The organism is Trichocoleus sp. DQ-U1 (assembly GCF_039961925.1).
Taxonomy (GTDB): Bacteria; Cyanobacteriota; Cyanobacteriia; order Cyanobacteriales; family FACHB-T130; genus FACHB-T130.
Genome location: NZ_JAMPKB010000021.1, coordinates 23092 through 50035 on the forward strand (window position 1 = coordinate 23092; position 26944 = coordinate 50035).

General features: G+C 49.2%; 16 protein-coding genes and 1 pseudogene. 5 read left to right on the forward strand and 12 right to left on the reverse strand.

Annotated elements, in window-relative coordinates; genetic code table 11:
- Positions 1-29: 29 nt before the first annotated feature.
- The 3 genes and pseudogenes from NDI34_RS11255 to NDI34_RS11265 form a co-directional block, all read right to left on the reverse strand.
- Positions 30-1202, reverse strand: coding sequence for a GNAT family N-acetyltransferase (locus NDI34_RS11255; protein ID WP_348232680.1), 1173 nt, complete (start codon positions 1200-1202; stop codon positions 30-32).
- A gap of 34 nt (positions 1203-1236) precedes the next feature.
- A pseudogene (locus NDI34_RS11260) lies at positions 1237-1374 on the reverse strand (endo-1,4-beta-xylanase); the annotation flags it as partial.
- Positions 1375-1395: 21 nt separating this feature from the next.
- Positions 1396-1566 carry a hypothetical protein gene (locus NDI34_RS11265; protein WP_348232681.1) on the reverse strand — a complete coding sequence of 57 codons (171 nt, stop codon included), beginning with the start codon at positions 1564-1566 and terminating at the stop codon, positions 1396-1398.
- Positions 1567-1638: 72 nt separating this feature from the next.
- Here NDI34_RS11265 and NDI34_RS11270 point away from each other — a divergent pair, with 72 nt between their 5' ends.
- The gene (locus tag NDI34_RS11270; RefSeq protein WP_348232682.1) at positions 1639-3660 is read left to right on the forward strand and encodes a serine/threonine-protein kinase; all 2022 of its coding nucleotides are present in this window, start codon (positions 1639-1641) and stop codon (positions 3658-3660) included.
- Between the two features lie 46 nt (positions 3661-3706).
- On the opposite strand, the gene dprA is transcribed toward NDI34_RS11270, so the two are convergent.
- The 3 genes from dprA to NDI34_RS11285 all read right to left on the reverse strand — a co-directional run bounded on the left by dprA (position 3707) and on the right by NDI34_RS11285 (position 6369).
- The gene (dprA, locus tag NDI34_RS11275; protein ID WP_348232683.1) at positions 3707-4819 is read right to left on the reverse strand and encodes a DNA-processing protein DprA; all 1113 of its coding nucleotides are present in this window, start codon (positions 4817-4819) and stop codon (positions 3707-3709) included.
- A gap of 27 nt (positions 4820-4846) precedes the next feature.
- Positions 4847-5497, reverse strand: a complete 651-nt coding sequence (locus NDI34_RS11280) for a DUF2301 domain-containing membrane protein (protein ID WP_348232684.1) — start codon at positions 5495-5497, stop codon at positions 4847-4849.
- Positions 5498-5565: 68 nt separating this feature from the next.
- Positions 5566-6369, reverse strand: coding sequence for an SAM-dependent chlorinase/fluorinase (locus tag NDI34_RS11285; protein ID WP_348232706.1), 804 nt, complete (start codon positions 6367-6369; stop codon positions 5566-5568).
- Between the two features lie 279 nt (positions 6370-6648).
- Between NDI34_RS11285 and NDI34_RS11290 the strand changes: the two genes are divergently transcribed.
- Entirely contained in the window at positions 6649-6804 is a 156-nt protein-coding gene (locus tag NDI34_RS11290) for a hypothetical protein (protein ID WP_190414178.1), read from the forward strand.
- A gap of 298 nt (positions 6805-7102) precedes the next feature.
- Here the strand turns inward: NDI34_RS11290 and NDI34_RS11295 are convergent, their stop codons facing one another.
- Positions 7103-8470 carry a TldD/PmbA family protein gene (locus NDI34_RS11295; RefSeq protein ID WP_190438142.1) on the reverse strand — a complete coding sequence of 456 codons (1368 nt, stop codon included), beginning with the start codon at positions 8468-8470 and terminating at the stop codon, positions 7103-7105.
- Positions 8471-8726: 256 nt separating this feature from the next.
- Here NDI34_RS11295 and NDI34_RS11300 point away from each other — a divergent pair, with 256 nt between their 5' ends.
- Positions 8727-11042: an MASE1 domain-containing protein gene (locus NDI34_RS11300; RefSeq protein WP_348232685.1), complete on the forward strand. Its 2316-nt coding sequence runs from the start codon at positions 8727-8729 to the stop codon at positions 11040-11042.
- A gap of 30 nt (positions 11043-11072) precedes the next feature.
- The gene (locus NDI34_RS11305) at positions 11073-11744 is read left to right on the forward strand and encodes a DUF1361 domain-containing protein (protein WP_348232686.1); all 672 of its coding nucleotides are present in this window, start codon (positions 11073-11075) and stop codon (positions 11742-11744) included.
- A gap of 39 nt (positions 11745-11783) precedes the next feature.
- Here the strand turns inward: NDI34_RS11305 and NDI34_RS11310 are convergent, their stop codons facing one another.
- On the reverse strand, positions 11784-12581 hold the full coding sequence (locus tag NDI34_RS11310) for a sugar phosphate nucleotidyltransferase (protein ID WP_348232707.1): 798 nt from the start codon (positions 12579-12581) through the stop codon (positions 11784-11786).
- A gap of 352 nt (positions 12582-12933) precedes the next feature.
- Here NDI34_RS11310 and NDI34_RS11315 point away from each other — a divergent pair, with 352 nt between their 5' ends.
- A complete protein-coding gene (locus tag NDI34_RS11315) occupies positions 12934-14106 on the forward strand; it encodes a hypothetical protein (RefSeq protein WP_348232687.1) in 1173 nt (390 codons plus the stop codon).
- Here the strand turns inward: NDI34_RS11315 and NDI34_RS11320 are convergent.
- From NDI34_RS11320 to NDI34_RS11335, 4 genes are all read right to left on the reverse strand, one after another.
- Positions 14103-14360 carry a hypothetical protein gene (locus tag NDI34_RS11320; protein ID WP_190414119.1) on the reverse strand — a complete coding sequence of 86 codons (258 nt, stop codon included), beginning with the start codon at positions 14358-14360 and terminating at the stop codon, positions 14103-14105. The two genes, NDI34_RS11315 and NDI34_RS11320, sit on opposite strands and share 4 nt — an antisense overlap.
- Positions 14361-14630: 270 nt before the next feature.
- Positions 14631-17402, reverse strand: coding sequence for a putative PEP-binding protein (locus tag NDI34_RS11325; protein ID WP_348232688.1), 2772 nt, complete (start codon positions 17400-17402; stop codon positions 14631-14633).
- Positions 17403-17448: 46 nt separating this feature from the next.
- A complete protein-coding gene (locus NDI34_RS11330) occupies positions 17449-22806 on the reverse strand; it encodes a PAS domain S-box protein (protein WP_348232689.1) in 5358 nt (1785 codons plus the stop codon).
- Between the two features lie 99 nt (positions 22807-22905).
- Positions 22906-26775: a PAS domain-containing protein gene (locus NDI34_RS11335; protein WP_348232690.1), complete on the reverse strand. Its 3870-nt coding sequence runs from the start codon at positions 26773-26775 to the stop codon at positions 22906-22908.
- Positions 26776-26944: the final 169 nt, after the last annotated feature.

The following is a 26944-nucleotide window of genomic DNA, read 5'->3' on the forward strand; positions in this document are numbered from 1 at the left end:
TGCCTACCTTGCTGCTAACTAATGAGCCGCTAAAAATGATCTGGCATCCACGGTTCGGGACTGGCAAAGAGCAGCATGGCGGTCGATAAAGAATCGGCATCCCCTTCAATTTTCCCAATCGTTTGTAACTGATGAGCTGTCAGTAACCCTGTGAATAAAGGTGATAAGCCTCGCACATCTAACCGTAATTCACCGCGTCCGCCTCTTGTCACTTCACCGCGTCCGCCGGAAACTGCCAAAACAAATTTTCCATTGTTATCGGGCAATACATTATCTTGAATCTCAAGATGTAATTCGGCTTCTAACCCAATCGGATAGCCGCGCATTGATAGTGCTTTTGGCACATCAACGACTCGCACCAACCATCGTTCTAAATGGGCAATTTTGTAAGTTTGTTCTGTGAGTAAAGACAAAAGCGGGTCTCCTGCCTGACCTTGCCAAATCACCTTGTCTGCGAGAGAACGGTGATCGGCAAAGAAAGTCCACAAACGACGTGCTGCTGCTGGTGTTAATGCCACCATGTCTCTGACTTCAAGGTGATAGCTTGTGTCGCCCCTCTTTTGGCTGAAAATGACGTAACCTTCTGGTTTGTCTTCAAAGCCAATTCGGTAGGCGTAAATCACGTCTTCTGGGGACTCGACAATGCCTTGCCAAATGGCTTGGTGGCGATCCAAGTTGCCACTGGAAGCGATCGCTCGTTGACGGTAGAGTTCGTGAAATTCGTGGTGAGTCGCTTCCACGCGCTGCATCGGCAATGTGCGATCTTTTAGCAAAATCGTATCTGTCGGCACCGTCAAACGACAATAGTTCCCAGCTTGTTCGTAACCCACTTTCCGATAAAGGGCGCTGGTAGAGGCGTAGAGCGTCGATAGGGGAATTCCCTTGGCGTGACACTCCTTAACAATATTCGTCATCAGCGCCGCCGCTACCCCTGTGCCTCGATACTCTGGCGCAATGCCCACGGCGGCAATTCCGGCGATTGGTACGCGAGAAGATCCGAACCACTGACCCATGTGGAGAATGGCTAAGCCCCCAGCCGCCTGTCCTCCTTGGCGGATGACGCGGAAGTTCTCCAAACCAATCCGATTCAAATACATCTGCCAGCTATCTGGCGGTGAATTGAAACACTGGGTTAATATTTGCCCAAGCTGTTTAGCTTCTTCAGGGTTAGAAATCGTGCCGAATTCAAAGTTAGTTGTCATATTAGGCTGCTAATTGCTGATTAATTTTTTACGATCAGCCATCATTATCTGCGTCTGTGAAATCGAAGCGAACCGAAGGTCGTCCTTGGAGGATATCGCATTCTGGATGAACTGCCTGAAACTTCATCCTATTCTCTGCCACGATGGGATTGAACTCACGCGCCACCACCTCCCGATAGGTAGAATCGTGACATCAGGGTTGCATCGCCACCGCCATACCAATGCCTATTTCTCGTGTGCCTGCTAGCGATCGCAGTGAAATAGTCGCCGTGTTTGCTGAGTTCGTAATCGCACCGTGTCCAATAAAAAGCATCAAAACTGTAGCCGTCAGCAGCATTAAAGCTAAGAAAATTTGGCGTTTCATGCTGGAACCACTACAGAGAAAATTTAGGGGCAAATTTATCATAGACTCAACCAAATGTTGCATCTTCTACGTATGAGCTGTTGCCTCAACCCCGATTGTCAGAATCCTCTCAATCCTGATACGACAAAGTTTTGCCGCAGTTGCGGGACAAAACTAATGCCGCTGTTAAGAGGACACTATCGCATTATCCAGCTTATTTCCAATGAGGGAGGATTTGGTAGAACTTATCTGGCAGAAGACATAGATAGGATGAATGAACCCTGCGTTGTCAAGCAATTTAGACCCCAAGTCCAAGGAACTGCGGCACTCAACAAGTCTATTCAACTGTTTAAACAAGAGGCAAAGCGTCTGCAAGAGATGGGACATCATCCGCAGATTCCCACGCTCTATGGCTACTTTGAAGAAGGAAATTATTTATATTTAGTGCAGGAGTTTATCGATGGGCAGGATTTATTGCAGGAGTTGCAACAAGAAGGTGCTTTCAGTGAAAAACAAATTCGAGAGATGTTACTGGATATTTTACCTGTTCTCAAATTCGTTCATGATAAAAATGTAATTCACAGAGATATCAAACCAGAAAATATTATGCGTTGCCGCTTAACAAGGGGAGGAAAGCGGGAGTTAGTACTGATTGATTTTGGTGCAGCTAAGCAGTTAACAGCAATAAAGGCAACTCAACGGGGCACGAAAATTGGTTCGTTCGGATATACTTCTTATGAACAAATGCAGGGAGGTGAAGTTTCCCCAGCAAGCGATTTATTTAGTTTAGGCGTAACTTGTTTCCATTTACTAAGTAATTCTAATCCACATTCATTGTTTCTTGACTACGGCTATGATTGGGTTTGTCAGTGGCGGAAATACCTAAAATATTCAATTAGTAGTAATTTGGGTAATATATTAGATAAGCTATTGCAAAAAAATGTTGATTACCGCTACCATTCGGTAGACGAGGTTATTCATGATTTGATGCATGCCCCGCAAAATTTAACGCCTAGAATATCTGGAGCGCCGCCTGGAATTAATAACCCTTTTAAAATTACGTCTTCAGCGGTTACACTGGTTAGAAACAACTTTAAAAATCAAGTTTTGGCAGGTGGTACCACGTTAATATTATTGGTACTTGGATATAGTTATTTTAAACACGTAAATCTAAATAACTTTTCAATTAGTAATCTAACGTTAAGTCCGAATCAACCAATTTTTAGAAAAAAATTTGCTTTAGCGAACACTTTAAAGGGACATTCAAAGTCGGTTGCTTCTGTCACCATCAGTCCAAATGGAGAGATGCTAGCTAGTGGGAGTTTAGACAACACGATTAAATTGTGGAATCTAAACACGGGGCAGGAAATTTCCACTTTAAAGGCGCATTCAAAGTCAGTGGGTGCTGTTGCCATCAGTCCAGATGGACAAATTCTGGCTAGTGGCAGTTGGGACAACACGATTAGATTGTGGAACCTGAAAAAAGCAGATAAGGTTCGCACGTTAATAGGGCATTCGAGCCAGGTTGTTTCTGTCGCCTTCAGTCCCAATGGAGAAATTTTAGCGAGTAGCAGTTTAGATAATACGATTAAATTATGGGATTTAAAAACAGGTCAGGAAATTCACAATTTAAGTGGGCATTCTAACTGGGTTGTTTCTATTGCTTTTAGCCCAGATGGACAGATGCTAGCGAGTGGCAGTTGGGATAATACGGTTAAATTGTGGAATTTAAATAATGGGCAGGAAATTCGCACGTTGCATGGGCACTCCAACTATGTTAATTCGGTTGCCTTTAGCCCGGATGGACAGATGCTAGCGAGTGGCAGTTGGGATAACACGGCTAAATTGTGGAATTTGAATAATGGGCAGGAAATTCGCACGTTGCATGGGCATTTAAAAGCGGTTTATGCTGTCAGATTCAGCCCAGATATGCAAACCCTTGCCAGTGGTGGTATGGACGATACGATTAAATTGTGGAATCCAAGCACTGGCAGGGAACTCTACACCCTTAAAGGACATTTTAACAACGTTGTTTCCCTGGCTTTCAGCCGCGATGGACGGACGCTGGCGAGTGGAAGTCAGGACTTTAGTATCAAAATTTGGCGAGTGCAGTAGCAATTTAAGATATTCGATTTGGGATTGGTAAGGGTAGCGATCGCGCTTAAGATTTCTGATACCGCATCCCCGGCAATTGGGACACTAATCCCATAAGTTCTAACTGCAAAAGCGCACTAGAGACTAAGTTCGCTGGCTTACCCGTTTGCTGCACAATTAAATCAAAAGCTGTAGGTTCTGAGGAAATTGCTTGCCAAATCTGTTTAAGTTCTGGTTCCAAATCGGGTACAGGAGGCTGATTAAATAAGTCTAGCTGCTGCACTGGATCGAGTTTTGGAATCGCTCCCAGCATCTCTAATAAATGATTTTCATCTAGAAAAGGCGTCGCTCCCTTACTGATTAATTTTAAACAACCAAGGGACTGCCGATCGTCCAACCTTGCAGGCAAAGCATAGACATCTCGACAGAATTCATTGGCATAATCAGCAGTAATTAATGAACCGGATCGCGTAGGCGCTTCCATTACCAGCACCGCACGACTCAAACCGGCGATAATCCGATTGCGAGGGGGAAAGTGTTCGCGCTTCGGTTGGGTGCCAGCAGGATACTCACTCAGCGCTAACCCGCGATCGCATATTTGTTCGTATAGGGACTTGTTGCGCCAAGGATAGACAACATCCACGCCAGTACCAAAAACTGCCAGCGTCCTTCCTCCAGCTTCTATACAAACGCGATGCGCTTCCGTATCAATGCCATCTGCCATGCCGGAAACAATTGTGAAACCGCTTTTCGTCAAAGCAGCGGTAATTTTGCCAGTCCAGCGCTTGCCATACTCGGAGGGTTGGCGCGTTCCGACAATGCCAATCGTTGGCGTAATGCCCTGATTTTCTTGCTGTTGCACTTTGCCGCGATAATACAGCACTGGCGGCGGGGTAGGCGTCTCTAAGAGTAAGCGGGGATAATCAGCATCTGCTGGCGTCCAAAAACAGGGATTTTTTACCAAGTGTTCTTCTAAAAATTGTTGGGGATGCAGGCGCGATCGCTTCTCTATCACCCCCTCAATCGTTTGACGCCCAAACCCCTCCACCTCCCTCAAGGCGGCTGGATTGGCTTTCCAGGCTTCACTGAGCGTGCCAAAATGCTGGTGCAAGCGCCTGAGCAAAATAGGGCCAATTCCAGGGATTTGCGACCATGCTAGCCAGAAGGCACGTTCTTCCATAAGATATAGGGCGTTTAATCGCTTTCCTCAAGCCTTCGCCGAATGCTGTTGTTTGAGATAGACAAATACCGACTTATCACCAATATCCGGTGGAATTTCTTGGACAACCTTACGCAAGGCAAAGATGACAAATAGAATTGCCCAAACTGCCAATAATCCCCGTTCTACTGACACTGGCAATACACCCGTCAGGTGTCCCAACAGCAACATTGGCAGCAAAGGCGTGAGAACTTTAGTTTCCAGACGGTTGAAGCAAAAGGCTTCTTTGAAGTAAATCCCCGTTAATGCCGCAAAGGTGAAGCCAACTCCAAAAAGGGTTATTGGGTGATTGTAGATATATAGGGCAAGAGGTTCGCTACTTTGCAGCGCCAGCACTGTCGCTGATAAAACACCAATTGCCCAAAAAGCTTGAAGGAGTCGGTGTAGCGGTTCTAGGTAAATATGGATGGTAAATAAACTGACGCCCAATGCCAAACAAAAACAAGCGTACAGCGGGGTGAGGAGTGACAATCCCATGTTTGTCTTTAGCACCAGAAAGCTACCTAAAGCAAAGCTTAAAGCCGCTACCATTAAGCCGCTACGGTAAACGATCACTCCAGTGCGATCGCTCTCGGTTATCGTAAATTCGCCAAACTGACCTTGGTAAACTGTCGAATCTGACGCATTTAACTGAGTCATAAAACCTATCCGAAAATTGCTATAGAATATCAGCGATGCGGATGTATAAATCCCGATTAGGAATTGAATTAATCCAGATGAAGAAGCACCTCATCTCCCCAGTCTAGTTGCAGTTGCGACTGAGCATTGCCTCCGTTGACAGCAATTTCGACCCAACCGTGACTGCCAATTAAAGCGATCGCTTCTCCGGTTGGACTGTCGCTGTAAGTCTGGCAACTGGGTAGCCTAAATCCCACAACCACAGACCAGATTTTTCCTTGGACGAAGGTACCTGGAATATTTGTAATTAAGTTGCCAAAGCGATCGATATACTGAATGCAACCCGTGACACCCGCCTCTGTCTGGCTGCATTCAGGGATGGGCAGTTGAACTACGCTGGCTGGATCGATAGCGTCTCCCAGTTGTTCTAGTGGAACGCCGCTGGCAAGATGGGCACCCACGGGAGCAAAAATATCTCGACCGTGAAACGTTGAACTGGGTTCGGTGGTGCGCCAGTAGTCGGGGTTCGTGAGTTCGACGGCGGCAATTTCGGGTAGGGACGGGGAAACCCCAGGACTACTCAGAATGCCACTAAACAGCCCGTTATCTGGTCCCACCAAGAAACCGGCGGCAAATTTAACAGCGATCGCTCTGCGGCTACTCCCCACTCCCGGATCGACGACAGCAATATGCACTGTCCCTTTTGGGAAATAAGGGTAGGCATTCATTAAACAAAATCTTGCGGCTGTAAGATTCTGAGGGGGAATCTCATGAGTGAGATCCACCACCGTCAGCGTCGGGTTGATTTGGGCGATCGCTCCTTTCATCACCCCTACATACACATCGCTTAAGCCAAAATCGCTCGTCAGAGTAACGATCCGGTTGTCATACATCTTTGTTAAGAGGGATTCTTTGTGCCAAGCGCGGGTGCGATGCTGTTGATGCAACCAGAACGCGCGGTGGTTTGAACGTCTTTTTTGAACGTTTTCAGAGTCTAGCTTACCTTCAGCAAGGGCGATCGCTCCCAGACCCTAATTCGTTCCACAGCCTCAACCCTTAACGCTAGCTAACAAACTATGAATATTCTGTAACAAAAACTACCATTTTTTGGGTATTTAGGTTATATTAGATAAGTAGCAGATACCTCAAGTCGCTTAAAAAAAATGTCCATTATGAACGGAAGACGCCAAGATAACCAGAAAAATGCGGCTGCGGCTCACCGCGAAAATATTCAAAAAAGCTTGCAGCATCGTCTAGAAATCGCCAGAGCCAAAGGTGACGAAGCTTTGATTCGCCAGTTGGAAGCAGAAGCCAACTACTTCCACTAAACCTGAATTAAGCGATACTCTCAGTCTCAAATACCGAGCCTTCGGAGTCTGCTGTTTCCGTGCAAGTGTACTGGGGCAAAACCGCCACAAATGCCATGCTATGCACGTTAATTAAATAAAACAAAAGGGGATGCCGTTTACTAGCGGCATCCCCTTTTTGATTAGAGGGTCTATCGATTCAGATCCCCGACTTCTTAGGGAAGTCGGGGATCTCGCGTTCACGAATCATTTAGAATTGCTATACGGTAATGGGTCATTGGAGAAAGGGAGAGAATTCTTCATAGCTTCCCGGTTCCTCCTAGCGACCGCCCACCACGACATTTTTAATTCGCAGATGGGGACCCCCCACACTCACGGGTAGCGGCATTTGTCCGCCTTTCCCGCACCCGCCATTGATATAGATGGAGTCGTTCCCAATCGCCTCAATATCTTTGAGCGTTTGGAAGACATTGCCAGTCAGACTGACATCAGTCACTCTTTCAGCTATCTTGCCATTGCGAATCATATAGCCTTCAGCAGCGGCAAAGGTAAACATCTCGCCGTTGGTTTGTCCGCCAAGCATCCGCACCGCATAGACGCCTTCCTCGATATCCCCAATCATGTCATCGAAGGAGTGTTCCCCCGGTTCAATGCCGGTATTGGTCATCCGCACCAACGGAGGATAAGTCGCGTTAAGTGCCCTAGCGTTGCCGGTGGGAGCTTCGTGTAGCTTGCCAGCAGTTTCGCGGTTATGCAAGCGCTGGGTGAGGATGCCGTCTTTAATTAAATATTTGCGTTGAGCGGGGACGCCTTCATCGTCATACTTGAGAGAACCAGGTAAATCGGGCATCGTGGCATCATCAACCACATTCAGTTGTTTGATGGCTAAGGGTTTGCCTAGAGTAAGCAATTCCTGCATCCGGGGGTTTTCGTAGACAAAATCAGCTTCCGAAAGATGTCCAAAAGCTTCGTGAATGAACACACCCGCGAGATATGGGTCGAGAACGACGGTATATTGTCCGCCTTTGACTGATTTGGCTTCCAATTGACCGACAGCGCGTTTGGCGGCTCCCAGTACCTGGTCTTCAATTCCTTCGAGAATGTTATAGTCTGTGCGGGAATGGACAGATTCAAAGCCTTGGCGGGGGGCAGAACCTTCTTCCCTAGCGATCGCCCCAAATCGACCCGACACATCCAAGCGTTCTTGGGCAATACAGGTGCCGAGAGAATTGGCAAAATAGGTGATGCCGAAGCGATCGCGCAAATTCACCATTGTCGTTTGAATTCGGGGGTCAAAATCTAGCAGCAGTTGGTTATATCCCTCCAATAACCGCCGCTTTTCTGCCAGAGAAACCCCACGTGGATCGCGCCCGATTTCCACCGCCACATAATCTTGAATGGGTTCCACTGGCGCTAGCATCGTCGTTTCTTTTCCGACCAGATGTGCTTGAGAAATCGCTTCTTCAATCCGGTCTTTCAACTCAGCTAAACCATTGAAAGTGACAAAACTCCAGCCGCCCATGTGGCAAGCGCGAATGCCCCCAGCGAGGGTAAAGTTACGATCTACGGCATCCAGCTGATGACCGCGAAAGGAGATAGAGGTAGACTCACTTTGTTCTAAGCGAATTTCTAGATAATCTACCGCTGTGCGATAAGGAGCGATCGCTGCCTGTAACCGATCTTGCATAGAAGTTTCCACTTTTTAATCCTTTTATTTAGCCCCTGATAGGGATTCTAGGCGATTGTTAGGGCAGGCTGCTTAAATCGATTGGCACTGGATTATTGCTTAATTTGTACTAAACCGAAGGTGAAATCAGATTAATTATCGGATTTCTCCCTTCAGTTAAAAATTTGTCTATATTTACCTTTGCAACATCTAGCTCAGCGGATTATGGTTGCAAGGAGAAAACATCTCGCATTTTGAACCCCTAAACCGCCGTATTATGTCCCAAACTCGGCTTTGGCGATACTTAGCCAGCGTCGCCATACTGACTGCCATCTACATTGGTGCAGCAAAACTATCACTGGCGCTTCCGGTGTTGAATAAGTACGTAACGCCGGTTTGGCCTCCGGCGGGGATTACCCAAGGCGTGCTGTTTATCGGGGGGCGAAAGCTTTGGCCTGGAGTCGTGCTAGGTGAATTTTTATTTGCCAAAGTAGTTCTGCACGTACCCCTATCTGTTGCCATTGCTGGCAGCTTGGCTACCACCTTGCAGGCTCTAGTCGGGGTCACGTTGCTTCGTTCGATTCGTTTGCGCCCCTCTCTGGATCGCCTGCGAGATGTTTTCGGTTTTCTCGGCTTGTCTGTGATGCTGTCTACTCTAGTCGCTTCCACTCTGGGTTTGACGACTCTTTGCTGGGCAAATCTTATCCCTTGGAGCGACTATGCGACGACGTGGTGGACGTGGTGGTTAGGGGATGGCATGGCAGTTTTAGTGTTAGTCCCGGCGATCTTGACTTGGAGTGTCCTTCCTCGCTTAGACACAAGACGAGAGCGAATCATCGAGGCGATGCTTTTGCTGACTTTGCTTGCAACCGTCACCCAGTCAGTTTTCTTCGCCAAAACTGCTACAGCGATCGCTCACTATCCCCTTGCCTACTTGCCCTTCCCTTTGGTCGCTTGGGCAGCCCTCCGATTTAATCAGCAAGGCGCTGTACTGGCAACTCTACTTGTCTCCTGCATTGCTATCTGGGGCACCGCCTTGGGGGATGGGCCGTTTGCGGCAGTTGCCATTAATACCGACCAAGCTTTGCAATTTTTACAAGCCTTCATGGGCGTTATCGCAGTCACTGCTTTGGTTTTGGGGGCGGCGGTTGCGGAACGCGCCTCAGCTGAAGCGTCACTACGCACTAGCGAAGCCAGTCTCGCCAACGCCCAACGGATCGCCCATCTCGGTAACTGGGATTTAGACTTGGTTAAACAGCAACTGCGATGGTCGGATGAACTTTATCGCATCTTGGGTTTTTCACCAGCAGAATTTGAGCCAAGTATGGAACGATTGCTGACATCCGTTCACCCAGATGACCGAGAACGGGTCAGAGAATTGATAGACGCCGCATCGTATTTCAAGCAAGCCTTCAGCACTGACTTTAGAGTTGTTTTATCCGATCGTTCTGAGCGCATTGTCCACGGCACTGGCAAAATTATTCAGGAGCAAGGAGGGAAAGCCGCTCGACTCATCGGCACGATTCAAGACGTTACAGAACAAAAAAGAATCGAGCAAGCACTGCTGCAATCGGAAGCTCAATTACTCGAACTTGCCCACAATCTCGATCGGAAAGTAACCGAAAGAACTCTGGAGTTAGAAGAAAAGAATAATGAACTCGCGCGATCGCTCACCTCGCTCAAACTAGCCCAACAACAATTAATTCAAGCTGAAAAAATGTCGAGCTTGGGGCAATTAGTAGCAGGAATTGCTCATGAAATTAATAACCCCATTAACTTTATTACTGGCAATATTAGCCATATTACTGCTTATATTCAAGACCTCCTCGACATCCTGAACCTTTACCAGCAAAATTATCCCACCCTACCCCCGGCGATTCAAGCGTATAGCGAAACGGTTGAACTGGACTTTGTGATTGAGGATTTACCGAATCTTCTAGAGTCCATGAAAACGGGTGCAGAACGTATCCGTCAGATTGTGATATCCTTACGCAGCTTCTCCCGTCTGGATGAAGCCGATATGAAGCCGGTGGATATTCATGAAGGCATCGATAGTACGTTGCTGATTTTACAGCGTCGCCTGAAAGCGCGTCCGGGACATCCAGGCATCGAAGTGGTTAAAAATTACGGTGACTTACCCCTCGTGGAGTGCTATCCGAAACAACTCAATCAGGTGTTTCTCAACCTGCTTAGTAATGCCATTGATGCCTTAGAAGAAAGAATGAAAGAGGAAGAAAAGGTCAAGGATGAAATTACCCTTTCAGGATTTTCACCTCAGCCGTTTGCGATCGCCCTCACCACCCAAATTTTGTCACCCACTCAGGTGCAGATTGAAATTTCCGACAATGGCATCGGCATGACTCCGGAAGTCAAAAACCATATTTTTGAACCATTTTTTACCACCAAACAAGTCGGCAAAGGCACCGGCTTAGGTTTATCGACTTGCTATCAAATTGTGGTAGAAAATCATCAAGGACAACTCATCTGTCTATCGCAGCCAGGATTAGGGGCAACATTCCAGATCGTCATCCCCCTGCGGCAGAGTGGTCATCCCGGAATCAGTAGTTATACTGGTAGCTTCAATGTGAACTAAAACTGCTGATTCAACAATGAGACAGCGCGTATGAAATTTGAGCTGATTCGCTGGACTTCACATATATTGCGGGTTTTGTCCCGTAATCTGGACTGGATGACGTGGAATCTGTTTCTGGCGTTTATCCCTCTGCTGTTGAGTATTTGGCTATTTCGCAGCAGGCAAAAGCGCTCGCCGATCTGGTGGGCGGGAGTCTTAGTTTTTATCGCGTTTTTGCCGAATGCGCCCTATTTGTTGACAGATATCATTCACTTGATTCATGATATTCGCGCTAACTACTCGGTGTGGATGATTACGCTAGTTCTCATCCCCCAGTATTTGTTAGTTATCCTGGCTGGCTTTGAAGCTTACGTTATATCTTTAATTAATCTAGGTTACTATTTACATCGCCACGAACGTAGTAAATACATTCTTTGGATGGAGCTAACTTTGCATGGTCTTAGCGCCATTGGCATTTATTTAGGGCGATTCCTACGCTTCAACAGTTGGGATTTTGTTACTCAACCGGATGCCGTATTTACTAGCGTACTGGATGACTTAGTCGGCAAATGGCCTGTGGTGGTTATGGTTGTCACCTTTGTCATCATTTCTGGCTTGTACTGGCTGATGAAGCAGGTGACTTTGGGGATAATTTTGCGAAGGCGGTTAAAAGCTATCCAGTCGCCATCCAATCACAATCATACGGACTCCCCGACAGCTTAAGCGTTTGTTTCTTTCAAGCTGAGCCGAGAATCAATTAATTTAGATATCAATCTCATCAGCCGCAAATTGACGAACTGCTTTCACCAGATCCGCAGGGGTGCCGATATCCAGGTAGGTTCCATCCGCAAATGTTTCGGCTTCCACCCGCAAGCCGCTGTCAATCGCTGCCTGAACCACATCGCTAATCGGTAACTCTTTCGCCTGTGGCAGTTGCCCAGCTTGGATTGCAGCGAGATACTCGTGCATAAATTGGGTAAATACTGGCGTCCAAACCGCGATCGCCCACATATACTTTAAATCGCTAATCGGCGGTTTTTCGACCACGAAGTGGACTCGTCCTTGGGCATCAAAATCAACCATCCCGGCTTTATGAGGTTGATCGTTCGGAAATAATCCCAAAACCGCATCGGCATTACCAGCCGCAAGCCGTGCCAGCAACCGCACAAAGGCGTCTTCAGGCTGAAAAAGGATGTCGGGAAAGCCCAGTGCTACCACTGCGTCTTGCACGAAGGGATAGGCTTGATCCAAGGTATAAGGAACGCCATAAGGCAACCCCAGCATCAGATAGCCGAGGTTCATGTCTAGCAGGGTGCCGTCCCCAAAATAAGCCGGAATATCCCATTTTCCCGGACGCAGTACGGTGTATGCCTTCTTAATCCCTGCCAACCGCATTTTCTCTAGTAAGTAATGACTCACGACTTTGGGGCGTAAGGTGCCGCTGCCGCTATCTACCGGACGAAATCCAATCGGGTACAGCTCTTTGCTCATCGGTAAGGGGGCGATTCGCGTTGCTTGCCCTCCTGCTGGTAGCAGTCCAATGACTTCCCGCTGGTGAATGCGATCGCTATCAATCATAAAAATGCCGATTGCGGTGGAATGGAACAGGGAAACCCTCAATCTTATTATTCTCCCTGAATCTTTTTGACAGATAAAGACTTGCTGGGATTTTTGCTGGGATTTTGGTCAGGTGTGAGCCAAAGTTCCTATCAAAAGAAAGATGGCATTGCATCTGTCTTAGTCTGAAATGAATTTAGGTTGGGTTTTGCATTTAAGAATTTCCCGCAGCCGCAACCATAATTATTTCCCTAGAAGGGCGGATTTCCTGTATGGCCTTTTCCGCCATATCTTTCTTTAGAGATTGCCAATTTTTGTCGTCCTTTCTGAATATTTTTGAAAGGAGTCCAATCAGATGCCGCTATTGTCTACTGATGAATTAAAAAGTTTGATAGAAAATTCCGCTAGTCCCTGTATCTCGATTTATATGCCGATGGAAAAGGCAGGGCCAGAGATTCGACAAAACCCGATTCGCTTCAAGAATCTCATGCGTGAGGCTGAGAACCGCTTGGAGGAAATGGGGATAGACCCGGATGAGGCGAGGGCATGGCTTGAGCAAGCGAATGGGATTGATAACTCTGAATTTTGGGAAGAAAACAAAGGCGAGGGGATAGCAATTTTTATCTCTCCCGAAATCTTTCGTTACTACCAGCTTCCCGTTGATGTTGAAGAATTGGTAATCGTTAGCGATCGCTTTCATATTAAGCCGCTGTTGCCTATCGTCAACAACGATGGACGGTTCTACATCCTAGCCCTTAGCCAAAAGGATGTCCGGCTGCTTCAGGCAACGCGCACTACGGTCAAAGAGGTGCATATTGAAGACTTGCCAAAAAGCAAGGATGAAGCCCTCCAATATGACGCGACTTCCAAGGACGGTCAGATCCGGATTGCCACATCAAAAGGGGGAACCAACAATACTTTTCAGCAACCCGGTAGTTTCCACGGGCAGGGAAGCCCGGATCAGGATGATATCAAGAAGGATCTCCTGCAATTTTTCCATCAGATTGATGGTGCATTGCACGACTTCTTCCGGAATAAGAAAGGGCCTTTAGTGTTAGCGGGAGTTGAGTATCTTTTCCCGATTTACAAAGAGGCGAATACTTATCAACATTTGGTAGAGCAAGGGATTACTGGAAATCCTGAAATATTCAAGCCAGAAGAATTGCACGAACTCGCTTTACCGATTGTGGAGCCTCTGTTACAAGAGAATATTGAGGGGGTTGTAGAGGTATACAAAGAACTGGCTGGAAACGATACGAGTAAAGTATCCCACGATATCAAAGAAATCATCCAATCTGCTTATTATCACCGGGTTGATTCTTTGTTTGTGGCGGTCGGCGAGCAGCGCTGGGGTCACTTTGACCCTGAAACCATGACCGTAGATTTACACCCTGAACCACAGGCGGACGACGAAGATATGTTGGATTTTGCCGCTACTCATACAATTTTGAACGGTGGTAAAGTCTATGCAGTGGAGCCGGAAAAAGTACCGGATGAGGCTCCGGTAGCAGCAATTTTCCGCTATTAATCAGCGATTGACTGCGATCGATCGTAGGGTTTCAAAATTGCTAAGTTTGTCAACCCCCCCGCTTCCCCAAGGACGGGGGGTTGAATATAAGTTAGGTCACTCAAGAAATCGTTTGGATCGCAATTAGGAGGAAAAATAAAAATTTCCTTTCCCTCTTTTAGTGCATTCTGGTGAAACGCGATCGCTTCTACCAAGGGACAAAACATAATTGGAATCCATCTGCCACTGTAAAAACAGACAACGACGCGGCTCATTGTGTACTCTTCCAGCAGGAGTGGATTTCGCCAAGGTGAAACCACACGAATTCTATGATAGGTATACTCTTTAGTTGTTCACGATTAGAAGCAAAAGCGCAACAGCCTTAAGTAGTATCTATTAACCTTTCTCGGAAGGGAATTATTAGAAAAATCGGTTGGCAGACACCCCTTGAAAGACAACCCTTGAAAATAGGATGACTTAAGACAAAGGGCAAAAAGTGGGTGTGGATTTGAAACCGTCTCTACCAGATTTTTGCCGATCGCTACTTATTGATTCAACTGACGACGGGCGGCTGCTAAGAGAAGGCGTTGTTCGGCACGAGCGATCGCGTTATAGGTTCGCTCAACGGCATCTAGTTCCACAGAAATTGAGGGAATGCCCCACTGCACAAGCCGATCGATCAACTCTGGATATTGAGCCGGTGCTTGACCGCAGATGCAGCAGGGAATTCCTGCCTGTTTTGCCATTTGGATGAGTTGCGCGATCGCTTGCGTGACTGCTGGATGACGCTCATCAAACGCCGCCGCCATCTGCGCTTGGTCTCGGTCAACTCCCAGCAGCAGCTGGGTGAGATCGTTAGTGCCGATCGAGATTCCCTGGACACCCGCTTTCACGTAATCAGGTAGCAAAAATAGAACCGACGGCACTTCAGCGACGATCCAGAGTTGGAATTGAGGCGATTGGCTGAGTCCGGCTTGTTCAACGCGGCGGCGACAGAAGGAAAACTCTTCCACCGTGCGGACAAAAGGCAACAGCAAGCGGAGATTGGTATATCCCGATTGCTGCACCCGTACTAAAGCTGCCAGTTCTACATCGAACAAGGCGGGATTGGAAACATAGCTGAATGTTCCCCTCATCCCCAGCATCGGATTGGCTTCCGGGTGCCCCAAAGAACCACCAACTAAGTATTGAAATTCATGCGATCGCAAATCTAGAGAGCGATAAAATACCGGGCGAGGCGCAAATGCCTCGGCAAACTGGCACAGTTGTTGGGCAAGAATTTCCCTCAACTCGTCTTCACGCTGCTGCTGGAGCCATCGTTGAGGATGTTGTCCCTGCAAAACTTCCAGCAGCATCAGCTCAGAGCGCAATAATCCTACTCCATCCACCGGCATCTGAGCCGCGCGTTTGATACTGCTGGGTTGACTGAGGTTGACCAGCAGTTGAGTTGCGAGGACTGAGGACTGAGGACTGAGGACTGAGGGCTGAGGACTGAGGACTGAGGGCTGAGGGCTGAGGACTGAGGGCTGAGGACTGAGGGCTGAGGACTGAGGGCTGAGGACTGAGGGCTGAGGACTGAGGGCTGAGGGACGAGGAGTGGAAAGTGCAGCGTGAGGAGCCGGGAGTCCAGAGTGCGGGGTGGAAAGTGCAGCGTGAGGAGTGGGGAGTCCAGAGTGCGGGGTGAAGGGTGCAGAGTGTGGGGTGGAGAGAGAGGAGTGCGGAAGAATTTTCTCCCGCTCGCCTGCTTGAGCCTCAACGCGATAAACTGCTCCCTTGTCACCATCTACTAGCACGGCGTCGCCGGTTTGAATCAGCCGGGTGGCACCGACAGCACCAACAACCGCTGGGATGCCTAATTCCCTGGCAATAATGGCAGCGTGACAAGTCATCGCACCCTGTTCGGCAACTACAGCGACAGCCTGTTTTAGCAGTACCAGCCGATCGGGAGTAATGCTTTTGACGACTAAAATTTTCCCATTAACAGGCGAGTTTTCATCTCCATCGGTATCCGGGAAGTGGAGATGATTGGAATCAGTTAATACATGAGCGATCGCAATTGTCCGTCCTGCTGACGCTCCCAGCCCTTCGATCAAAGGCTTTAGGTCTGGTTCTGGCACTGTAGGCACTTTCCCTTCCTGTAGGCGGTGCTGAGTCTGGGGCGAAAAGAAGGATAAAGGAGCGAGCATCAAGGAGGAATGACCGATCTCTACTGAGTGCTGTAAGGATTCCTTAACCGCTCCTACTTTAATTTTGGACTCCTTCAAGCTCATTGCTGAGTGCCCAACGATGACTTGTGTGAGATACAACTGGTTGCCTTCATTTTCTTTTCCTGGAGAGAGCGTCCACTCCAAAGTAAAAGTTGGGCCGAGTTCAGTCCTCAGTTGCTTCGCCAGTTGAATAAGAACATCTAAGTGTTTTTCTTCCAGGGCGTAATAATTTTGTTGCTCTTCGTTGAGCAGATAAGCTTCTAGACAATTATCTACCCTTAATCGAGAAGGGTGGGTGTTTGTGAAATTCTCCGTGCTGTTTGTGTTGGTTTGGGCGTCCCTAAAGTTCTCAAGACGATAAGCACGGGTTTTACTGCCCAGATATCGAGTTTGCACTTCCCCCGTTTCTGGTTGCACCTGATAGAAATCTGGAACCACTTCTCCCAAGACTAGCGCCTTGCCCAGTCCCCAAGTTGACTGAATTTCCCAGCACTCTGGAGTTGCTTGAAGAGTCCCGGAAGCGATCGCATCTAAGACGGGTTGCACTAAAATCGCCAAGTTCAGCTGAGCAGTCTGAATACCCCAACAGTGCCAATAAAACAAACTTCTGGCACGAAACAGCTCTGCCCAAGCCAGCTTCAAACCCATCGCCAAGCTCTCTGGCGTCGCCAGACAAACGTGGGATTCTAAAAGCCCAGACTCTGGTAAAAGCACCCCGGTTGCCTGAACTTTAGACGCCGGATCTAAAGCCAAAGAGGGGCGCAAAATCAGCACCTTCGTTTGCCAATGCGCTTGTGCCGATTCTATCTCCGACATCCAAGACGACGGTAGCGTAGCGGCTGTAATTTCCTGCCGAATCGTTTGAGCAACGCTCTGTAGTTGGCGGGGATTATCTACATCCAGATGTAGCGAAGAATAGGGCAGGTCTAAGCCAAGCGGTGCCGACCATTGAATGCTTTCGAGAAATTGACGGGCTGCGGTTGCCGGAACGACAAAACCGGGCACGACCGGATAGCCACGCTGTATGACTCGGCTCAAGGAAAAAGCTTTGTCGCCTACCAGGGTGCGGTCGAAGGGTTGAATTTGGTCGAGCCAGTGGAGTTTTTCCACTCAGGTGAAAGGGTAAATAGGGAACAATGCATCATAACTTAATTATTTATTCATCATTCCGAATTTGACCCGGCGATTTCCAAAGATTCGCCACGACTGCTACCAACTGGGCGGTTTCCACCGGCTTAGAAAGATGGCGCTGATAGCCAGCGGCAAGAGTTTGCTGCTGGTCTTCCTCAGTGGTGTAGGCGGTCAGCGCGATCGCGGGAATCTTGCCTCCGCGTTCGGCTTCTCGATTCCGCAGTTGGCGAATCAGCCCATAGCCGTCCTCTAACGGCATTCCGATATCGCTAATCACCAGGTCTGGCAACTCTCGATCCAGTGCCTTTATGGCTTCTGGCACTGATGCCACGGCTCTCACACTTGCTCCTGCCTCCTCTAGAGTGGTGACAACGACTTCGCGGATATCGGCATCATCTTCCACTAACAGAAGGCGCAATCCGCTGAGAGCATGAGGATTGAGGGAAGAGGAAGAGGACTGAGGGCTGAGGACTGAGGACTGAGGATTCAGGGAAGAGGACTGAGGGCTGAGGACTGAGGGCTGAGGATTCAGGGAAGAGGAAGGGGATGAGGAGTGAGGATTGAGTGAAGAGGATTGAGGATTCAGGGAAGAGGATTGAGGATTGAGGGAAGGGGAAGGGGAAGAGGAATTTTTTCTTTCTTGATTTGTGTTTTCTACCTCAGTCGGCACTTCGTGCTGGTGCGCTAACAGTCCTGAAGTTTTCAGCCCTACTTGCGTACTCTCTAAAAGAGGTAGGCGCACTGTAAAAGTGGCTCCGAGTCCTTCGCCTGGACTTTGGGCGCTGACGGTGCCGCCATGCATTTCTACAAGATAGCGGACAATCGCGAGTCCTAGCCCTAGACCGCCATGCGATCGCGTGGTTGTACTATCAGCCTGACGGAACAAGTCAAAGACATGGGGCAAAAAGTCAGGAGTAATACCCACTCCGGTGTCGCTGATTTGGATTTGGGCATAGTGAGTCATTGGTAATTGGTAATTGGTAATTGGTAATGGGTGAGATTCTTCCGCATTAGCCATTACCGATGACCTATTCCCAATAACGATTGACATTCGCACCGTCACTTGTCCGCCGTTCGGTGTGAACTTGAGAGCATTCGAGAGCAGATTTGACATTACCTGCTGCAATCGGACGGGATCGCCTTGGACACGTCTGCCAGAGGGGTCTAGCACTGTCTCTACTTGAATTTCCCGTGTCTGAGCTGTTGCCAGTACAGAATTAATTGAAGTTTGAATCACCGGCACTAGGTCAACTGGGAGGAGACTGAGGGGCAAGTTCCCCCGGATCATGCGCGAGACATCCAAAAGCGACTCAATCAGCTGCGTCTGTGCCTTGGCATTGCGCTCGATAGTTTCCAACGCCTGCGCCGTCCGGTTTTCATCAAACTTGCGGCTGCGGAGCAGCTGTGCCCAACCCAGGACGGCGTTGATCGGAGTTCGCAGTTCGTGGGAGACAATCGCCAGGAACTGGTCTTTCATGCGATTGGCTTCTTGAGCTTCGTGGTAAAGTCGCGCATTGTCTACCGCCAAGGCAGCGCGGTGAGCTAGTTCAGAAGCCAAGGAGAGATCCGCCTGATTGTAGTGACGACCCGATTCGGCAGTAATAAAGGCGATCGCTCCCAAGATTCGTCCACGGGCAATTAATGGTAGGCACATATAAGATTTGAAATCTGCCTTGCGGAGGATTTCCAAGTGTTCCGGATCGCGGGCGATCGCGACGAGCAATTCATCGGAAACCTCCGGAGCGAGTTTTGCCTCACCTGTATGCAACACTTTCGCCAAACCACGGGGCACCTTGGGATCGAAGGGATAACGACGCTCTACCTCCCATGCCAGCTCAACCTTTGAGGCGTCTGCATGGGCAACCGCTCGTTGGCGAATCGAGCCATCCGGCTCAACTGTATGAACGGCGCACCAGTCGGCAAGGTGCGGCACCGCCAGATGTACGAGGCGTTCTAACGTAGCTTGATAATCCAGCGAGTCAGCCAGCACGACGCCAGCTTCCGAGAGGAATTGCCGTGACTGTTCCGCGCGTTTGCGATCGTCAATGTCGGTGCAAGTCCCGAACCACTTGACGACCCATTGATGGCGATCGCGTAGCGGCAATGCCCGAACCAGATGCCAGCGGTAAACGCCATCTGAGGCTCTCTTAAAGCGGCATTCCGCTTCGTAAGTCTCACCCGTATCAATAGCATTGTTCCAGCCGTCTACCGATGCCTGCAAATCGTCTGGATGGAGTACAGGCTGCCATCCCCAGCCTTGGGCTTGCTCCAGCGTTGTTCCCGTGTAGTCAAACCAGCGTTGGTTGTAGTAATCCACTGACCCATCTGGCTGTGCCGTCCACACCATCTGTGGAATCGCCTCTGCTAGGGAGAGATAACGCTGCTGCGCCTCTTCAGCTTGGGCACGCGCTTCCTGTTCGCGGACGAGCTGGAGCCGTTCTTTCTCAGATTTTTTGCGGTTGGTGATGTCCTCAATCACATACGCAAATTTCGGATGCAAACTGGAAGCTCCCTCGATGGGACAGACGCTAGCAGACAGCCACTTCTTACCTAAGTCAGTCTCGTGAGGGTATTCAAAGCGGATGGTTGTCTGGGTGCGTTGAGCCAACCGATATTGATGAATCCACAATCGCAGGTATTGCGGCGGGACTCCCAAACTGCTACTCAGTCGATTTTGCATCGCTTCGGGAGTTAGCCCAAAGAACTTTGCTGAGGTGGAGTTATCAGAAATATGCCGGATGTCATCTTCCACCAACTCGACAATCCCCATCATCAAAGAAGCGCTATCGAAGAAGCTGCGAAGGATGGATCTTTCCCATTTGAGTGCTTGAAGTGCTTGGTGCCGTTCGGTGATGTCCTGAACGAGAGCCACGAAGTAATCAATTGAGCCGTCAGTACGGCGTACGCAGCGAGTCGAGATGCTGGCGTGGATCGTTTGACCATCTTTGCGGATAAACCGCTTGTCCATTGAGTAGGCTTCAATTTCGCCTGCTAAAATCCGCTGGAATTGCTCTACATCGGCTGGCAAATCATCGGGATGAGTTAATTGATCCCAAGTCATTTGCGTGAGTTCTTGCCGGGAATAGCCAAAGATGTCGCACAATTTATCGTTGGCGTCTAGCCAACCTTTGTCTGGCGAACTGATGGCGATTCCGACTAAAGGAAGTTCAAAGTAGCTGCGGAAGCGTTGTTCGCTCTTCCGCAGCTCTTGTTCGGCTTGTTGAGCCAGGGCAATTTGTTCTTGAAGTAATTCATTCGCTGTTGCGAGTTCGGCAGTTCTTTCCCGAACCCGAATTTCTAAATTTTGATGGGAAGCCTGCAATTCGCGCTGGCGGGAGGTGAGTTCTTTGGCTAAGGTGGCGAGGTCTATATCCAGAGTTTGTAACTCCTGCTGAAGAATCTCACGGGTGCGTTTCATAGCGATCGCATTGCCCACCCGCGCCCGGAGTTCCTCGATATGAAAGGGCTTCATCAGGTAATCTTGTACGCCTTCTCGTAACATCTGCACCCGTAGCTCGTCGTCTGCTTTCGCCGTCAGCAGAACAATCGGGATCGTATCGAGTTCCTTGATGGCTCTGACTTCCCGCACTAGCTGGTCGCCGTTCATTTGAGGCATCATCATATCGGTGAGGATTAAGTCAGGATGCAGTACGATCGCTTTGTCCAATCCTTCCTGCCCATTCCGGGCACTTATGACCCGATTCTCTGGCGCTAAACTCTCGACGATGAAGCGATTCATTTCCGGATTGTCTTCAACTACCAGCACGAGTGGGGATTGAGAATTAGAAATTTCACCTTGAGGATTTTGCGCGGACTGTTCTGATGGGAAAATTTTTGATGACTGGTAATTTAATCCCGATTCCAAATCGTTGGGTTGATGCCCCAGTTCTGCCATTACAGAAAGGGCAATTTCCTTGTAATTTATGGATGTTTTCGCCTGGGGCGATCGCGTCGAATCGATTTGAAGATTTGTCGAAGTCAGCTTGTCGGAGTCTGTAGCAGCTGGTTGCGCGATCGCAATCGTCTCCCCATCCAGATGAAAATCGCGATTCCCATCGGGTACTAGCAACTCTTCTGCATTGGTACTTAGAACGTCTGAGGGTGCTGCTTGCGGCATCCAGGTCGTGAAAACTGCCCCGCCTTTTGGAGCCTGGTTAACTTCTATGGAGCCGCCGTGCAATTCAACGAACTCCTTGACAATGGCTAGCCCCAGACCAGTACCGCCAAATCCTTGCTGAGTAACGAATTCCTCTTGGCGATACGGCTCAAAAATGACTTCCCGGAGTTCTGGTGGCACGCCTGGGCCAGTATCTTCAATGGTGAGGGTGAAGGATGAAGACGACAGGGAGTCCAGGGCGAAGACTTGCTCCTCTGTGCCTCTGTGCCCCTGCTCCTGAGGACTGACTTCCGCAAGGATGCAGCGGATACTACCCCCCATCGGGGTGAATTTGAAGGCGTTGGAAAGTAGATTGAAGCAGATGCGCTGCCACTTATCTGGATCGACACTCGCCCTAAGAGATGAAGGAGTTTCGACAACGAAGGATATCTGACGGTCTTCTGCAATGGTTTCAAAGTTGGCAGCAATCAGCCGCACCAGCTCAGCCACGTCGCTGAGCGCGTAGTTCACTTCCATTTTGCCTGCCTCCAGCTTGGAGACATCCAGCAAATCGTTGACCCGTTTGAGCAGGGTACGGGCGTTACGATCCACCAATTCTAGGTTTTGACGTTGTTCTGGGTTGGTCAGATTCGGCTCGGAGAGCAGTTTCTCCGTTGGCCCCAAGATCAAGGCAAGTGGTGTCCGCAAGTCGTGGCTAACGTTGGCAAAAAATTGGGTTTTTAATTGGTCAAGTTCCTTAAGTTTTTGGTAAAGCGTCTCTAACTCAACGTTTGCCGTTTCTAGTTGGAGTTTACGATCTTCAGAGGTTTTTGCAGAGGCAATCAGCGTCAGGACTTGAGGAACTAATGGCGGGATTACCAAGGCTGTCGTCACTGAAGCGATCGCTGTAATTAATTTAATCGTTCCAGATAGCCAATAAACGGGCATCCATAGTGTCCACACTTCTATAAAATGCGTGGCACCGCAGGCAATAATGAAAAATCCAAAGGCGATAAATACTGAATGAAAAGGAATATCTCGACGCGCTTTGTGGACTAAATAAACTAGCGTCACTGAAATCGAAACATACGCCAGTCCGATTAACGTATCGGTGGCAACATGAAGTGACACCAACCCTGGTTTCCACAAGTAGCAATGTCCATGTGGGATAAAACCATTCGCTGCAAAAAGATTGTTTAATAATTCCGGCCCTAGCCACAGACCCAGCAAAGTACAAATAGATACTACTAGCCCGTAGCCGAGAGCGGCCCAAGGTATGATATGCATAGATTGCTTTTCCCCTCCTGATACTATTTTGAGGGTTAAATCCCGACTTTGGGGATCGCGCCGCTCTCGTTCTTTCAGCCAATTGAGCAAGCAGTGCGTCTAGCGAATAAGCTTAGCGATCGCTTCTGCTAACAGGGATGGCTCAACTGGCTTAGCGATGTGTCCATCGAAACCCGCAGCGCTCGCTCGCTCGGTATCTGCCGAACTTGCATAGGCGGTGAGTGTGAGTGCTGGCAGCCGCCTCACTCGTTCTGCCGAATGGTTCCTGACTTTGGCAATTAGCGAATAGCCATCCTCCAAGGGCATTCCGATGTCGCTGACAAGGACATCCGGCTGAAACTGTTCGAGTGCTTCTAAGGCATCGAGAACGGATGCCACAGCAAGTATCTTTCCTCCATACTGTTCCAAGGCTGTGGAAAGAAATTCTCGTGCGTCTGCTTCATCATCTACAACCAGTATCCGCACTCCACTCAGAATGTTCAGGACAGGAGGAGTGAGGGAAGAGGAGGGAAGAGGACTGAGGGCTGAGGACTGAGGACTGAGAGAAGAGGAGGGAAGAGGGCTGAGGGCTGAGGGCTGAGGGTTGAGGGTTGAGGAGTAAGAGTAATTTTGGGTTTTCTCATTTGCTTGTTCTAGGTCAATCTGCACTTCCTGCCGCTGCGCTAACAGTCCTGAAGTTTTTAGTCCTACCTGTGTCCTTTCTAAGAGGGGCAACCGCACTGTAAAGGTCGCTCCGAGTCCTTCTCCTGGACTCGTCACCTCAACGGTGCCGCCATGCAGTTCCACCAGTTGGCGGACGATGGCTAACCCTAGCCCCAAACCCGCTTGCGATCGCGTCGTTGTACTATCCGCTTGCCGAAAGCGCTCGAAGACGTAGGGCAGAAAGTCAGGACTGATGCCCAATCCGGTGTCGCTGATTTCAATTTGGGCGTGGTTGGGAATGGGGAATGGGTTCGATGGGTTGCTATTCCCGATTCCCGATGACTCATTCCCCTTGACCGTTGACAACTTTACCGTGACTCGTCCGCCTTCCGGTGTGAACTTAATGGCATTGGAAAGGAGATTCCAGACGATTTGCTGCAAGCGTTCTGCATCACCCATCACAACGCCAATATCAGGAACGAGCATTGATTCTAGAGCGATCGCTTTGGCTTCGCAGGAAGGTAAGACGGTATTGATGGATGACTCAATTACCGATATCAGGTCAACTGGACGAATATTCAGGCGGATTTGCCCGCGAATTAGGCGCGAGACATCTAATAAATCCTCAATCAGTTTTACCTGTGATTTGGCGTTGCGCTCAATCGTCTCTAGCGCCCGTGCGGTGGTGGTTTCATTGAGTTTCCGCGTCCGGAGCATCGTCGCCCAACCCAGCATCGCGTTTAAGGGCGTCCGCAGTTCGTGGGAGACGATTGCCAAAAATTCGTCTTTGATCCGGCTTGCTCTCTCTAATTCTTCTGCCTGTTGCCGCAGAGTCGCTTCTAACTGCTTGGCGCGAGTGATGTCCTCGGCAATGCCAACAATGCGGTAAACCTCTCCCCGATCGTTTTGGATCGGAAAAGCGCGATCGCGTATCCAGCGCTCCTCGCCGTCGGGTCGGGCAATCCGATACTCTTGATCGTACTTTTCGTAGCTCTGCTTTTTCGCCGCAGCGATTACCCGCTCTCGATCTTCTGGATGGATGGAATTCACCCAGGATGAAGGGTCTTCGTAAAGGCTTACGGTCGTGCGACCCCAGATTTTTTCATAGGCGGGACTGACATAGAGTAACTGTTTCGGAGCGTCCGAACGAATCCAGAACACTTCATCGATGTTTTCTGCCAGCTGACGGAACCGCTTTTCACTTTCTTTGAGTGCTTCCTCTGCACGCTTGCGTTGGGTGCGGTCGAGGACAAAAGCAACGCAACTATCGGGAGATTCTTCCAACCGAGCCAACCCGACGAGAACTGGAACGCGGCTGCCATCTTTACGAACGTATTCTTTTTCCCAAGGCGTACACGTGCCGGAGTTCAGCATTTCTTGGTTTTTGTGCCGATCCAAATCGTCGAATTCCTCCGGGGTCATGATATCCCAACGCACTTTGCCCGTTTGCAGCTCTTGGCGGGTGTAGCCAAGCAGATTCAAAAAGGCGTCGTTGGTATCGGTGACATTGCCGTTAAAGTCGGCGAAGACGACCCCGATGATATTGGATTCCACCAGACGCCGAAATCGGGCTTCGCTTTGCCGCTTTGCCTCTTCGGTGCAGTGACGCTCAATGGCGATGCCTGCCAGATTGGTCGATATCTCAACCAGTTTCTGGTCGTGCAAACTAGGCTGTTGCGGCTTGCGGTAATACATCGCAAAAGTGCCTAAGATATCTCCATTCGTGGCAAAAATCGGGACTGACCAACACGCTTGGAATCCATGAGACAAGGGCAAATCTTTGTATTCTGCCCACAGGGAATCGTTGGCAATATCCGACACAACTACTGGTTCGCGCCGATAAACCGCCGTACCGCAACTGCAAGCTACAGCACCGATGGGAATCCCGTCAGGGACTGCTTGAAAGTAGCTGTCTGGAATGCTGGGTGCTGCACCGCGATAGAGTTTTTGCTTTTCTTTGTTCATCAGCAGAATGGAACACAGAGCGTCATCCGACTGTTGTTCGATCAACCGGGCGAGAACATCCAGCACGGAGGGGAGGGCGGCACCTTTGGCAATCATTTCCAAGACCGTGTTTTGCGTCGCTAACAAAGCTTGGTTTGAAGAGCGCTGGGTGATGTCGAAAAAGGTGACAACAGCAGCGACGAGGTTGCCCGCGCGATCGCATACCGGAGAGGAGCTGACGTGCATTGTGCCCCGCGTATCATCCCCCCGCAAAAATTGAATTTCTTCATCAATGACGACTTCGCCGGTGCTGATGGAACGTGCCAAAGGCCATTCCTGCGGCTGATAAGGTCGCCCGTCGGCGTGGAAGCCTTGGTACTCGCGGTACTCCTCAATATCCCTAGATTGCCGAAAAGGATGACGCCAAATCCGATCCACCTGCTCATTGCCGAGGATCAGCTTCCCGGAGGGAGCTTCGGCAACAATCGCGCCGACTGGTAGCTGCCGCAGCACCGCTTCTAGGAGGGCGCGTTCGGTTTCCAATTGCGAATGAGCGCGATCGCATTCGTCTTGAGCAATTCGGCTTTCGCTGATGTCTAAAGTACAGCCAACCACGCGCACTGCACGCCCATCAGCATCTCGCACGATTAGCCCTCTATCCCAAACATATAGATACCGATCGTTTTTGTGGCGAATCCGATATTCAACGGTAAAACTACTACTGGCGGCGATCTTGCTGTTTATTTCCTCGTGTACCCGCTGTCGGTCATCCGGATGAATCCGCTCCATCCACCACTGAACAGTTGTTTGGGCTTCTTCAATTTGATAGCCTAGAACCTCACTCAGCCCTTGTGTCCTTTCTATCGTGTTCTGAGTCAGATCCAATTCGTAGATAATCCCATTAATTGCCGCAGCCGCCAGCTCAAAGCGCTCGTTTGCCCTCCTCAGCTTTTCCTCGACCTGTTTGCGTTCGCCCAGTTGCTGATTCAGAATGTCGTTAGTCGCCTCTAGCCTCAAAGCTTGTTCTGCGCGGCGCTTTAGAAACCCGACCATCAACACCAGAGCTGGTGTGGTGAAGGCTAGTACGAGCAAGTGACGGGCATTTTCGTCTGTGTACTCAAACAAATGTCCGGGGTTGGAAAAGAAGCCAAGGGCATACACCAGCGAAATCGCTGCGCTAATCAACCCAGCCCAAAAACTGCCGCTGAAGGTAGCATAAACAACCGTGGTGAGGGAAATCGGGCCTGGGTTGGGGATGGCAAATTTTGTCTGAGACAGCACCTCAATGGCGACAAGCGTCACCACTGTTAGGATGGGGCCAATGACCTGCGACCCGAAGCTCGTGTTCGACGACTTTTTTCTGACATGATTAGAGTCAGCCATTATTCTGGAACTTCAGCTAATTTTTTGGTGTAATTCGGTGTGAAAGTTTAAAAAAACTCTGATTCTTAAAGTTAAATTCATTAATTTTGTAAAAAATTAAGCTAGACGTTACTTGCGCGATCGCTTACAAACCTACTTGTATTTTAAAGAAATCTTCCCCAAGGATGAG